Source organism: Jiella endophytica (genome assembly GCF_004519335.1).
Classification (GTDB): domain Bacteria; phylum Pseudomonadota; class Alphaproteobacteria; order Rhizobiales; family Rhizobiaceae; genus Jiella; species Jiella endophytica.
Genome location: NZ_SOZD01000002.1, coordinates 955,408 through 967,803, shown reverse-complemented (window position 1 = coordinate 967,803; position 12,396 = coordinate 955,408). Strand labels below are relative to the sequence as shown.

At 67.2% G+C, this 12,396-nt stretch carries 9 protein-coding genes; 4 read left to right on the top strand and 5 right to left on the bottom strand.

Annotation, left to right across the window (positions count from 1 at the left end; translation table 11 throughout):
- The first annotated feature begins 20 nt into the window (after positions 1-20).
- Positions 21-293 (top strand): hypothetical protein, encoded by a 273-nt coding sequence (locus tag E3C22_RS09490; protein WP_134761735.1) that lies wholly within the window; start codon positions 21-23, stop codon positions 291-293.
- 40 nt (positions 294-333) lie between these two features.
- Here the strand turns inward: E3C22_RS09490 and E3C22_RS09485 are convergent, their stop codons facing one another.
- Both E3C22_RS09485 and E3C22_RS09480 read right to left on the bottom strand, forming a co-directional pair.
- Positions 334-1,446 (bottom strand): pyridoxal phosphate-dependent aminotransferase, encoded by a 1,113-nt coding sequence (locus E3C22_RS09485; protein ID WP_134761734.1) that lies wholly within the window; start codon positions 1,444-1,446, stop codon positions 334-336.
- Positions 1,447-1,567: 121 nt separating this feature from the next.
- Positions 1,568-2,107, bottom strand: a complete 540-nt coding sequence (locus E3C22_RS09480; RefSeq protein ID WP_134761733.1) for a gamma carbonic anhydrase family protein — start codon at positions 2,105-2,107, stop codon at positions 1,568-1,570.
- Positions 2,108-2,308: 201 nt separating this feature from the next.
- On the opposite strand from E3C22_RS09480, the gene E3C22_RS09475 reads away from it, so the two are divergent.
- From E3C22_RS09475 to E3C22_RS09465, 3 genes are all read left to right on the top strand, one after another.
- A complete protein-coding gene (locus E3C22_RS09475; RefSeq protein WP_134761732.1) occupies positions 2,309-3,442 on the top strand; it encodes a metallophosphoesterase family protein in 1,134 nt (377 codons plus the stop codon).
- Positions 3,443-3,449: 7 nt separating this feature from the next.
- Entirely contained in the window at positions 3,450-6,113 is a 2,664-nt protein-coding gene (locus tag E3C22_RS09470; RefSeq protein ID WP_134761731.1) for an AAA family ATPase, read from the top strand.
- A 457-nt stretch (positions 6,114-6,570) separates the two neighbouring features.
- The gene (locus tag E3C22_RS09465; protein WP_134761730.1) at positions 6,571-7,830 is read left to right on the top strand and encodes a porin; all 1,260 of its coding nucleotides are present in this window, start codon (positions 6,571-6,573) and stop codon (positions 7,828-7,830) included.
- Positions 7,831-8,267: 437 nt separating this feature from the next.
- Here E3C22_RS09465 and E3C22_RS09460 read toward each other — a convergent pair whose 3' ends face one another.
- The 3 genes from E3C22_RS09460 to E3C22_RS09450 all read right to left on the bottom strand — a co-directional run bounded on the left by E3C22_RS09460 (position 8,268) and on the right by E3C22_RS09450 (position 12,151).
- A complete protein-coding gene (locus tag E3C22_RS09460) occupies positions 8,268-9,293 on the bottom strand; it encodes a glucokinase (RefSeq protein ID WP_134761729.1) in 1,026 nt (341 codons plus the stop codon).
- A gap of 145 nt (positions 9,294-9,438) precedes the next feature.
- Positions 9,439-10,440, bottom strand: coding sequence for a penicillin-insensitive murein endopeptidase (gene mepA, locus E3C22_RS09455; RefSeq protein WP_134761728.1), 1,002 nt, complete (start codon positions 10,438-10,440; stop codon positions 9,439-9,441).
- 166 nt (positions 10,441-10,606) lie between these two features.
- A complete protein-coding gene (locus E3C22_RS09450; RefSeq protein WP_167591705.1) occupies positions 10,607-12,151 on the bottom strand; it encodes a globin-coupled sensor protein in 1,545 nt (514 codons plus the stop codon).
- Positions 12,152-12,396: the final 245 nt, after the last annotated feature.

The window sequence follows — 12,396 nt, the reverse complement described above, 5'->3', positions numbered from 1 at the left end:
CGATAAACGGGACAGGGATCATGGCACATATCGATATTTCCGCTTTCGACAGGGCCGCGGTCAGCGGCGCCGCCTTCGTCGATGGAGCGGTTCTGATGGAACTCGGCATGCGCGCCGCGCTCGGCCGCGACGGCGCCGTCGATCTCGTTGCCGCTCACATGTATTTCAACCTCGCCGACCGCAAGGGCATCGACGGCGCCGCCTCGCAGCGGCAAGACGTCGCTGGCGAGATGTCGAAGGCCGAGATCGCCCGGGCGCTGCGCGCCGCGCGGGAGTGGCTGACGCTGCACTGACCGAGACGAGCATTGCGCCGAGCGGCCCGTTGCACGGCGCTCAGGCCGAGGGCCGCCCGACCTCGTCGATGGCACCGGCAAGCGCGTCCTCGAACAGCGCGAGATCGTCTGGCCGCCCCACCGAGACGCGGATCATCCGGTCGAGCGGCGCCACCCCCGGCATGCGGATGAAGGCTCCGCGTTTGAGGACGGCGGCGAGGAGGGCGCGGGCATAGTGGCCGTCGCCGCCGCAATCGATCGCGACGAAGTTGGTCGCCGAGGGCAGTGGCGTCATGTTGGCGCGCCGCGCAATGGCTGCGAGTTCGTCCCGCGCGGCGACGATCTGCCTCGTGACGTCCATCAGATAGGCCTGATCGGCGAGGGCTGCGACCGCGCCGGCCTGGGCGATGCGCGAGACGCCGAAATGATTGCGCACCTTGTCGAACTGGCCGACCGTGGCGGGATCCCCGACGACATAGGCGACCCGCACGCCGGCCATGCCATAGGCCTTGGAAAAGGTGCGAAACCGCAGAAGATTCGGCCGCATCAGCGCGATCGAGGGCAGCGCGCCTTCGGGCGCGAGGTCCGAATAGGCCTCGTCGAGGACGAGGATCGTCTCCTCGGGCACAGCGTTGATCAGCCGCTCGATGGCGACGGCGTCGTGCCAGCTGCCGGTCGGATTGTCGGGATTGGCGAAATAGAGAAGCTTCGGCCTCAGCGCCTTTGCACGCTCGATGAGTTCGTCGGGATCCTCGTGGTCGTCATGGCGATAGGCGACGAAGTCGAGCTTCGCGCCATGGCCGGCGACATGATAGTTGAAGGTCGGATAGGCGCCGTAGGAGGTGACGACGGTATCGCCCGGATCGGCGGCGAGATGGACGAGATGGCCGAGCAGCCCGTCGATGCCCTCGCCGATCGCGATGGTCTCCATGGCGAGACCGTGATGGGCGGCGATCGCCGCCTTCAACTCGTACTGCTCGGGGTCGCCATAGGCCCAGCTGTCCCGCGCCGCCCGGGCCATCGCCTCGACGACATTTGGGGAGGGGCCGAAGACGCTCTCATTGGCGCCGAGCCTGGCGCGGAACCGCAAGCCCATGCGACGCTCCAGCGCTTCCGGCCCGACAAAGGGAATGGTGGCAGGAAGCGAGCGGGCAAGTTCGGTAAAGAGAGGCATCGGCGGGTTCCGGCGCTCGCGCGCCCGGCCATCGGGCCAGACAAGGCGGTTCGATCGAGGTGAGGCGTCTTACGCTACGTCGCCGGGTCGGAAAAGGGCGATGTCGCACCGTTGTGTACCGTCACACGAGACCGTCTTCGTCGATGCGTTTCAGGCCCTCGGCAAAACGCCGGCCGTTCCTCCTATAATGACGCGCCGATTCCCGCAGCTTTTCCGCCGCTTCGGCATCGAGGCTGCGCACCGCCTTGGCCGGTGCGCCGACGATCAGCGAGTTTTCGGGAAATTCCTTGCCCTCGGTGACGAGCGCATTGGCACCGACGATGGAATTCCTGCCGATGCGGGCGCCGTTCAGCACCGTCGCCCCCATGCCGACGAGGACGTTTTCTTCAAGCGTGCAACCATGGACGATCGCCGCATGGCCGATGGTGCAGCCGGCACCGATAGTCAGCGGAAAGCCCATGTCGCTGTGCAGCACGGCGTTGTCTTGGATATTGGAGCCTTCGCCGATCTCGATCCACTCGTTGTCCCCGCGCGCGACCGCGCCAAACCAGACGCTGGCGCCCTTGCCGAGCCGCACCCGGCCGACGACCTGCGCACCCGGGGCGATGAAGACGTCCTCGCCGATCTGAGGGCGATCTTCGCCGAGTTGATAGACCGGCATGGCATTCCTCCCTTTCAATGATTGCCGGCGAACTTGCGCGAAGCTCTGCTAAGGGGTCAAGCCGGCAGCTTTGCCGGCATGACCCCGCCGCGCCAAAAACTCGTTGAAAAGACTGATGGCTGCACTTGCCTCGACTGCGACCGGGAGGCACCGTCCGCCGCGCAATTTCGCTCACACGATGCGATTCGATCAGAGCATGCGATGATCAGGCTTCTCCACACGGCAGACTGGCAGATCGGCAAGCCCTTCGGCAGCTTCGACGAGGAGCGCGGCGTCGAGCTTCGCTCGGCGCGCTTTGCCGCCGTTGGCCGCATCGCAGCGCTGGCGGCCGAGCGCGGCGCCGATGCCGTGCTGGTCGCCGGCGACGCCTTCGACGATAACACCGTTCAGGATCGCGACCTCAACCGCGTGCTCGACCAGATGTCGGGTTTCGCCGGTCCCTGGGTGTTCCTGCCCGGCAATCACGACGCCGCCATCACCGGCAGCGTCTGGACGCGGTTTGCTGCGCTTGCGGCGCGGCGGGGAAACGGCAACCTCTTCGGCGCCGACGAACCCGAACCGATCCTGCTTCTGGACGGGCGGCTGGCGGTGCTGCCGGCGCCACTGTCGCGCCGCCACGAGGGCGCCGATCTCACCTCATGGTTCGACCATGCCGAAACGCCGTCCGGCGCGGTGCGGATCGGTCTTGCCCATGGGGCGCTGGAGAACCGGCTGCCCGAGGCGGCCGATGCCGGCAATCCGATCGCCGAAAAGCGTGCCGCGACGGCGCGTCTCGACTATCTGGCGCTCGGCGACTGGCATGGCTACGTCGAGATCGCCGAACGGACGGTCTATGCCGGAACGCCTGAGCCGGACCGCTATCCCTCGAACGAGCCCGGCCATGTGGCGATTGTCGAGATCGACGGTCCCGGCGAAGCACCGCGCATCGAGCGTGTTCCGGTCGCGCATTATACCTGGGCGGCGCGGACCCAGCGCCTCGACGGCGATGCCGGCGGGCTGGAGGCGGTGCTCGCCTCCTTTGCCGATCCGGGACGCACGCTTTTGAAGCTGACGCTGTCCGGCAGCCTTCCGCTGCGCGAGCGCGTGTCGCTCGAAGAGACCGTCCGTCACTGGGGCGATCGCTTCTTTCATCTCGACATCCGCGACGATGATCTCTTCGACGAGCCGGACGAGGATGATCTCGACCGCATCGACGTCGCCGGTTTCGTCCGCACGGCGATCGAGACGTTGCGGGCCAGGGCGGACAATCCCGCCGATCCCGACAGCGAAGCGGCGCGAGTCGCCATCCGGATGGCCTATGTCGAGCATCGCCGGCTGACCGCGCAGGAGCGCTGAGGACGCCATGCATCTGAAATCGCTTCGCGTCAGCGAATTTGCCAGCATCGCCGATGCCGAACTCGACGGGCTCGACCCGGGCCTCAACGTCGTCGTCGGCGACAACGAGGCCGGCAAGTCGACGCTTCTGAAGGCGCTGCGGGCGGCCTTCTTCCAGAAATATCGCGGCCGCGGCGAGGCGGTCGAAGCCTTCCTTCCCTATGGCGGCGAAGGACGGCGGCCGACGGTGGCCGTCGGTTTCTCGCTGTCCGGCAACGACTACAGGCTGACCAAGAGTTTTCTCACCCGACCGGCCGCCGAGATGGAGGGGCCCTGGCCGGCGCCCGTCTCCGGCGACGCGGTGGAGGAGAAGCTTGCCGAGCTCCTCGGCTTCACCCATCCCGGCCGGGGCGACTCCAAGCTCTCCGAGCACCAGGGCGCCTTCGGCCTGCTCTGGGTCGAGCAGGGGCGTTCCAATACCGGCCTCGACATCGGCGCCGGCCGCGACGCGGTAACGGCTTCTCTCGAAGGCGAAGTCGGCACCATTCTCGGCGGCGAGCGTGGCCGGGCGCTGATCGGCGCCGCCAAGGCTCTCAACGACACGCACTTCACCGCGACCGGCCGGGTCGGCGCCAATGCGCCGCTGAGGGCGATCGACGAGGAGCTTGCGGCCGCAAGGGCCGAGCTTGCCGAAAAGCGGGCGGCCCAGGCAGAACTCGATCAGAAGCTGAAGCGGCTGGAGGATCGGCGCCGTTCGCTGAAGGGCTATGACGAGGCGCGCACCGTCGAGAAGGCGGGCGAGGCGCTGCGCGCCGCCGAAGCGACGCTCCGCCGTGCCGAGGAGCGGGACCGCGACTGGCAGGCGGCGGATGCCGCCCTCAGGCAGGCAGAGGCGGTACGGGCGGGCGCCGCCGATGCGCTGCGCCGGCGCGGCGAACTGGTGGCGGAGGCCGCCGGGGTGCGCAAGGCCTATGAGGCCGCGGCGACGGATTTTGCCGAGATCGACGCCGCGGCCCGCGCGGCCAGCGAGGCCGTCAGCGTCGCCACAAGGGCGCATGGGACCGCTCGCGTTGCGCTGAAGGAGGCCGAGGAGCGTCACGAGGCGCATCGGCGCCGGGCCGATCTCGAACGCGAGAAAGTCGCGCGCGATCGGCTCCGCGCCATCGTTGCCGGGGCGGGTGAGCTGAACGACGAGATCGCCACGGTCTCGGCCAAGCGCGACGCGATCGCCATCGACCAGCGGGCGCTCGCCGCGATCGACAAGGCCGAGCGCAAGCGGCGCGATTGCGAGGTGCGGCTGCAGGTCGCCGCCCCGGCGGTGACCTTCGAGCCGGAGACGGGCGGGGTGGTCCGGGCGGCGGACGGGTCGATCGTCGCTGGCGGTCGGAGCCACAGGGTGATCTCGCCCAGCCGTTACCTGCTCGATGGTTTCGGCAGGGTGACGATCGAGCCTGGCGGCGGCGCCGCAAATCTCGAAACGGAGCTCCGGGAAGCCGAAGCGGGACTCGCCAGGCTCCTCGGCGCCAGCGGCGCCTCAAGCGAGGCGGACGCACGGCGGCTTCTCAGCCAGCGCCAGGATCTCGAAGCCGAGCTGAAGCTGCTCTCTGCCCGCCGCGATGCCCTTGTGCCCGACGGGATCGATGCGGCGAGAGCGCGGCTTCGCGCCGCCGAGGCGGCGGTCGCAAAGCTCGTCGCCGTGAGCGAGACCGAACCGGCAGCCGGGCAAGGGCCTGAGGATCAGGGCGGGGACGATGCCGATACGCTTGTCGCCGCGCTGGAGACTGCCCGTCGCGGCGCTGGCGAAGCCGACCGGGCACTTGACGCAGCGAGGCGCGAAAGCGAGGCGGCAACGCTCCGCCGCGTCGGCGCGGAGAGCGATCGCGAACATCACCGGCTGAGGGCGGAGCGGCTGGCGGCCGATGCCGCGGCGGCGGAATCGGCCCAGCCGCGGGCCTTGCTGGTCGAGCGGCTTGCCGAGGCGGACGACGACTGCGAGGCGAAACGCGGCCGCCTCTTGCTGCGCGAGCGCGAGCGCAAGGAAGACGGGCCGGAGATCGCGGAAGCTCGCCGCAGGGACGCCGAAAAAACTTTGCGGCAGATTTCCGAGACCGTGCAACGGCTGCGCGACGAGGCGCTCGGCCTCGAAGGCGAGGTGCGTGTCGCGGGCGGCAGCGGCGTCGGCGAGGCGGTGCGGCTCCTCGAGGAGCGGGTCGCCGATCTCGAACGTCGTCGTGGCCGGACTTCGCTCGAGGCCGACGCCGCACGGCTCCTCTATACGACGCTGCTTAATGCCCAGCGGGCCGCCCGCGAGCATTGGCTGGGGCCGATCAAGTCCCGCGTCGCGCCGTTCCTCAAACTCATCCACCCCGAAAGCGACATCGATCTCGACGAGGAGACGCTCGAGCTGAAGGGGCTCCTGCGGGCCGGGGTGGAGGAACGCTTCGAGCGGCTCTCGGCGGGTGCCCGCGAGCAGGTGGCGGTGGTGACGCGCCTGGCGCTCGCCCAGGTGCTGAAGCAGGGCGGCCACCCGGCGACAGTGATCCTCGACGATGCGCTGGTGAACACCGACGAGATCCGGCTGGAGCGCATGCACCAGGTGTTGCGCGAGGCCGCGCGGGAGTTGCAGGTGATCGTGCTCACATGCCGTGAACGCGATTTCCGCGATCTCGGCGCACCGATGTTCCGGATCTGATTCGCCGTTTCGCGGCCGGCTGAACTTCGAAATCCATGTCCAATCCGGCGGTTGCGGACAGCGATACTGTCCGCGCGCCTGTCCGGCCGATCGGCTTCGTCAAGCCAGGCGCAAGCCTCGTGGGAAGCGTGCCGAGACGATCACCGCCTGAGGTCGGAGCGAGAGGACACGCCAACGGCGCGAAAGCCGGCCGAAACGGCCGAAAACCCCGGATTAGGGCGTGTGGTTACCGGCTGGTGAACGAAAAAGTGGCATCGGCGCAACAGGGGTGTGTCCAAAGCGTCCCAACAAGCCGAGTGTGGCAGTTATGCGATTGCATCAAATTCGCCGGTGGATATTGTCTCGATCAGAAAGCGGGGGCAAACGGCTTCGGACTTTCGCAGAGGGGATGGGGCAGGGAAGGCTGTCCTTCATACAAGGCCCAACCCTAACCTATAAATTGACTGGAGGTCAGGACATGAACATCAAGAGCCTTCTTCTCGGCTCCGCTGCGGCCCTCGTCGCAGTTTCCGGCGCCCGCGCTGCGGACGTCATCGTTCCGGTTGCGCCGGAACCCGCAGAATACGTCAAGGTGTGCGACGTTTACGGCACCGGCTTCTACTACATCCCGGGCACCGAGACCTGCCTGTCGATCGGTGGCTACGTCCGTTACCAGATCAACGCCTTCAGCAAGGTCGAGGACGACGACAACGTCAACTACCTGTTCAACGATGAGGACGACACCTACCTCGTCAGCTCGCAGGTTCGCGTTCGTCTGAACTTCGACGCCCGTGAAGAGACCGAGCTCGGCACCTTGCGTGCTTTCGCCCGCGTCCAGGCGACCAACACCTTCGGTGCTGGCACCGATCAGCCCTACTCGATGGACATGGGCTACATCCAGCTCGGTGGCCTCACCATGGGTTACCTGGACTCGCTCTGGACCGAGGATGACGGCCTTCTGACGGATACCGATCTCCCGGTCGGTGACTTCCAGACCAACCGCATCTCCTACACCTACGCCGCGGACGGCTTCTCGGCCGCTCTGTCGATCGAAGACGACGCTTCGGGCGACTGGGCTCCGGACGTTGTCGGTCGCCTGGCCTATGCCGGTGGCTGGGGCCGCGTCTACATCGCTGGTTCGTATGACGAGCGTCAGGCCGGTGGCATCATCAGCGACCGCTACTTCCTGAACACGGGTCTGCCGGGCGACTTCATTCTCGACGACTTCGACACCGGCGGCGACGATGGTGCGTTCGCTCTGAAGGGCGGTCTGAGCCTCAAGGACCTGATCGCCACCGACTCCGAGCTGCGCATCGAAGGTTCGTACGCTTTCGATCCGTCCTCCTACTCGACGATCTCGCTGTTCAACACGTCGGACCTCGGAACGACCCTCATCGGCACCCTTGCCGGTACGGATCTTCCGGTCGAGTGGCAGGTCGGTGCAGGCTACTCGCAGAGCTTTGGCAAGCTGGGCGTCGCCGTGTCGGGCGCCTACGGCCAGACCTTCGACCTGAGCGGTGTGACCGCCGTGGGCCCGACCATTGCGGACCTCGGCTCGGGTGACTACTACAAGCTCGTCGGCAACGTCGGCTACGAGATCACCAAGAACTTCGACATGCTGGCGGAAATCTCCTACGCCAACATTGAATTCGACGGCACCAACACTGCCGTGTCGGACTTCGACGGCAACTCGGTCGACCAGACCGCAGGCTTCCTGCGCTTCGTCCGCTCCTTCTAATCGAAGCAGCGACAACGCAGAAACTTGATGAAAGGGCCCGGCGCCATGCGCCGGGCCCTTTCTGCATTTACTGTCAGGGCGCCGGAATTCGCCCCGCACAACGCGGGAGATGCGGACCGCAAGTCCACGGGGTTGCGAAGCTATCGAAGTCTCGTGCGTGCGGGCGTTTCATGAACTGAGGGCCGTCGACGATCAGCCTGTTGTGTCTAGCGGAAGGATTTACCCGCATCCTCGCGCGTTGGCGTCAAAATGTGCTGCCGTCATCATACCGGATTAGAAGCGCCGGAAGGCTCTTCGTCGGTCCAAAGCCACGGCGGCTCACTCGCCGATAGGGCGCAGCCTCGTCAAACGCACCGACGTGCGAGCGTTGGCGAAACCGTCACGAGAACCGCGGGCCGGGTGGCCTCTGGCAATACCGCAGGCGCGGTAGCGTGCGATCAGCCGACCCAGCGGCGACCGGTGGTCTCGAGGCCGAAGAAGCGCGGCGTGCGGGCGAAGGTGGCAAGGCCGGCCAACGCCGCCAGAGGCTCGGTCACCACATAGAGCGGGATCTCCCGCATCAGCGCGCTGTGCGGCGCCTTGTCCTCGAAGGCGGCGCGGACATGGTCCTTCTTCACGACCGGAATGAGCCGCTGGAAGATGCCGCCGCCGATGAAGACGCCGCCGCGGGCCATGAAGACGAGGGCGATGTCGCCGGCGATCCGGCCGAGATAGGTGGCGAAGAGGTCCACCGCCTCGCCCGCCTCGGCGTCCATCCGGTTGATCGCCGCCTCGGTGATCGCCTGGGGCGTCTCCAGCGACGGCTCGACGCTCTTCACGGCGCAGATCGCGTGATAGAGATTGACGAGGCCGCGGCCGCAGAGGATCTGCTCGCCCGAAATGCGCTCTTCGATGGTCTGGAGATGCGGCCAGATCTGCAGGTCGCGCTCGGTGCGCGGTCCCATGTCGATGTGGCCGCCTTCGCCCGCCACCGGGATCCACATGTTGCGCGCCCGGACGAGCCCGGCGACGCCGAGGCCTGTTCCCGGGCCGAGCACTGCGCGGCTGGCGCCCTCGCGGATGACGCCGCCGCCAATCTGCGTGCGGGCGTCCTCCTTCAGCGAGGAAATCGCCAGCGCCTGCGCCTCGAAGTCGTTGAGGACGATGATCTCGGCAATGCCGAGCTTCTCGATCATCAGCTTCGGGCGGACGATCCACGGACAGTTGGTGAGGTCGATCTCGTCGCCGTCGATGGGGCCGGCAACCGCCAGCACCGCCGATTTCGGCTGCAGCGAAGTCTTGTCGAGGACGCTTTCCTGGATCGCCTCGTCGATATTCTCGAAATCCGCCGTCTGCACGACGGGAAACATCTTCGGCTCGGCATAGGCATCGACGATGATGGCGAACCGGGCGTTCGTCCCGCCGATGTCGCCGATCAGGATCGGAAATTTCAGCGCGTCGTTGCTGTCGCGTGTCGATGCCATGGTTCTTGCCGCTTCAACCGATTCGCATGCCTTCGACATAGGACATCGCCGGGGCGAAGGCAAAGGCGAAGCGCGAGCGATCGGCTCGCTGCAAGCCGGGCGAGCGGGCACTCGGTGGAGGCCCTTCGGCCGTCCGGCGGCAGGCTCAGTGCAGCGGCCGCGGCGTCGGCAGGGGAACGGCGTTTCCGGCCGGGGCGAAGGCGCTGGCATAGGCGGCATCCGCACCCTGTCCCCGCGCGCTTCCCGAGGCGATCGCGGTCTCGCCCTTGTCCGGTGCGCCGAGCACAGCGCGGCAGGCATTCGGCATGCCGGCCAGGGTCAGCGGCGGCTTCGGCTTTGGCGGCTTGGCGCCCGGTTTCGGTGGCTGCAGGGCGACGTTGAACCACCAGCCGAGCTCGTTGCAGCCATCGCCGCCGCCGGTCGCCGGCTGCGGTTTGCAGCCGGCAGAACCTGGCTGGCAGAACAGCCGGACATGGAAATGCTCGTCATGGCCGTAATAGGGGCGCACCTTGGCAAGCCAGCCGCGATCGCGGCCGGCGGTCTCGCAGAGCTTCTTCTTGATGCCCGGATTGACGAAGATCCGCTGCACCTCGCGCTGCTCGGCGGCGATCTTGATGAGATCGCGATAGTGCGAATCCCAGATCCTGTCGTCGACGGTGAAGGTTCCCTTCTTCAGCACCGAGCGGAACGGAAAGGTCTCGCGCTGGGCCTGTGTCAGCCGCGGCGAGGGCATCGGCTGCAGCCAGACGTCGAAGTCGAGGCCGACCTGATGGGAGGCATGGCCCGATGACATCGGCCCGCCGCGCGGCTGCGAAATGTCGCCGATCAGCAGCCCAGGCCAGACGCCGCGCTGCGCCGCCTCGCCGGCGATCCGCTCGATCAGCGCGATGGTCGCCGGGTGGCCGTAGCGCCGGTTGCGCGACAGCCGCATCACCTGCCAGTTCGGCCCGTCCGGCCGCAGCTCGGCGCCACCGGCGAGACAGCCGTTGGAATAAAAACCGAGGCTCTGGCTGGCGCCGGCCGAGGGGTTCGCCTTTGAAGAAAAGAGGGTCTTTGCCGGCGGCTCGGCATGGGCGAGGCCGGCGCCAAGGGCGATCAGGCCGGCGAGCGCGGTGGCCGCGATGCGGCGGGGGCGAAGCTTGGTCATGCGCGTCCTTCGGACAGGATCGGTACAAAGCCGCGAGGCGTGCACTGCCCTGTCATGCCAAGGCAGGATCCCCGTTCCGCCGAACTCAGCCGAGGAAGGCCGCAAAATTTCGACGCGGCGGGGCCCGGCCGCGAATTCTTCGTCCGGTGCGGCAGTTGCGACACGCTCAGGCGGCGATGACGCCCTCGGCGTCCCGCCAGCTGCTTTCACGCAAGCCGGGCTGCCGGTGCGGGGCGGAGGTGCCGGGCCCGGCCGTGCGGATGGCGGACATCGCCTCGAGGAGTGCGGCAGCCGCCTTGTTCAGCGTGTCGGCGACGGCGGTCGACTGTTCGACCAGCGCGGCATTGCGCTGGGTGCCCTGGTCCATATGGGCGATGGCGGTGGTGATCTCGGCGATCGATCCGGCCTGGTGGTTGGCCGTCTCGGCGATCGACCGGACGCCGTCGGTGATCGCCCCCGACTGCGAGACGATCTGCTCGACGGCAGAGCCGGTGCTCGTCACCAGTTCGACGCCGGAGGCGATCTCCGTGGTGCTCTCGCTGATCAGCTGCTCGATTTCCTTGGCGGCGGTGGCCGATCGCTGGGCCAGCGCCCTGACTTCCTGGGCAACGACGGCGAAACCCTTGCCGGCCTCGCCGGCTCTTGCCGCCTCGACGCCGGCATTCAGCGCCAGAAGGTTGGTCTGGAAGGCGATCTCGTCGATGACCTCGGTGATCCTGCCGATCTTCTGCGAGGACTGCTCGATGCGGTCCATCGCCGCGACGGCGTCCTTGACGATCGCCTGGACGCTGGTGGCGTGGCTCATCGAGCTGGTCACCAGGTCGGAGGCTTCCGCGGCGCGTTTCGAGGCCGCCTGAACCGAGCCCGCCAGATCCTGCAGCGCGGCGCTGGTCTCCTCGAGCCCCGCGGCCTGCTGCTCGGTGCGCCGGGCAAGGTCGTTCGAGCCGGCGGCGATTTCCTTCGCGCCCTCGTCGACAGCGACGGCCGAACCGCGCGCCGCCGAGGCGATCTCGCCGAAGGCCCTGATGGCGCGATTGAAATCGTGCTTCAGCCCTTCGAATTCCTCGGAAAATTCCGCCGTGATCGGGTGTGACAGATCGCCCTTGGCAAGCCGCGCGAGCCCGGCGGCGAGCGCCTCGATGGCGCCGGCGCGGGCGGTGTCGGCGCGTTCGCGCTCCTGCCTGAGGCTTGCCTGCATCGCGGTTTCGGTGCGCAGCGCCTCGTAGTGGCCGAGGGTGAGCTCCATGTCGATGAAGGCGACCTTGACGACCGCCTCGATCGAGGCCGCCACCTGCTTCGGATCGCCCTCGGAGAACAGCCCGCCCTTCGGCGCGAGCTCGACGACGAGATTCCTGACCAGCGCGCTGAGGAGGGCGCCGTAGCCGGCGATGAAATAGTTCGGCTCGATATTGGCGCGAACATGCGCTGCACCGATCCTTGCCGCGCGCTCATTGTGCTTTTCGCCGAGTTCCCCGTGAGCGAGCGTTGCCCAGTGCGTCCGCTGCTTGGCTTCGGCATTGCAGATCTGCTCTTCGGAGCGGAAGAAGCGGTTGAGCGCGGGATTGCCGCGGACTTCCTCGTAGAAATCGTCGAGCACGCAGTTGATCTGCTTTTCGACCACCGGCCGGATGCGGGCGAGGGCGGCAGCCCCCGAAGCGTCGAGGTCGCCGATCGGCTGAATGTCGGTGCGGGTTTGGACAGGTGCTGACATGAAGGTTTGCCGATTCCTCAAAGGAAGAAGGGCCTGACGGGCTCGACTGTGGGTTTGCTGGGATCGATTGTGGCGACGACTGATTAAGATTGCATTGACCATGTCATAAAGCATTCATGTTGTTCGGTTGCTTGATCATCTCAAGAAGTTCGGTGAAATCCCGCGGCGGGCGGGAAGGTCCAGATCGGAGAGGGATGCTGGAACCGGCCGCCCGCACGCCGCTTTCACTGGCAATGCGGGGTCGT

Coding starts and splice junctions, on each gene's coding strand:
- E3C22_RS09490 (WP_134761735.1), top strand. CDS start 21: ATGGCACATATCGATATTTCCGCTTTCGACAGGGCCGCGGTCAGCGGC.
- E3C22_RS09485 (WP_134761734.1), bottom strand. CDS start 1,446: ATGCCTCTCTTTACCGAACTTGCCCGCTCGCTTCCTGCCACCATTCCC.
- E3C22_RS09480 (WP_134761733.1), bottom strand. CDS start 2,107: ATGCCGGTCTATCAACTCGGCGAAGATCGCCCTCAGATCGGCGAGGAC.
- E3C22_RS09475 (WP_134761732.1), top strand. CDS start 2,309: ATGATCAGGCTTCTCCACACGGCAGACTGGCAGATCGGCAAGCCCTTC.
- E3C22_RS09470 (WP_134761731.1), top strand. CDS start 3,450: ATGCATCTGAAATCGCTTCGCGTCAGCGAATTTGCCAGCATCGCCGAT.
- E3C22_RS09465 (WP_134761730.1), top strand. CDS start 6,571: ATGAACATCAAGAGCCTTCTTCTCGGCTCCGCTGCGGCCCTCGTCGCA.
- E3C22_RS09460 (WP_134761729.1), bottom strand. CDS start 9,293: ATGGCATCGACACGCGACAGCAACGACGCGCTGAAATTTCCGATCCTG.
- mepA (WP_134761728.1), bottom strand. CDS start 10,440: ATGACCAAGCTTCGCCCCCGCCGCATCGCGGCCACCGCGCTCGCCGGC.
- E3C22_RS09450 (WP_167591705.1), bottom strand. CDS start 12,151: ATGTCAGCACCTGTCCAAACCCGCACCGACATTCAGCCGATCGGCGAC.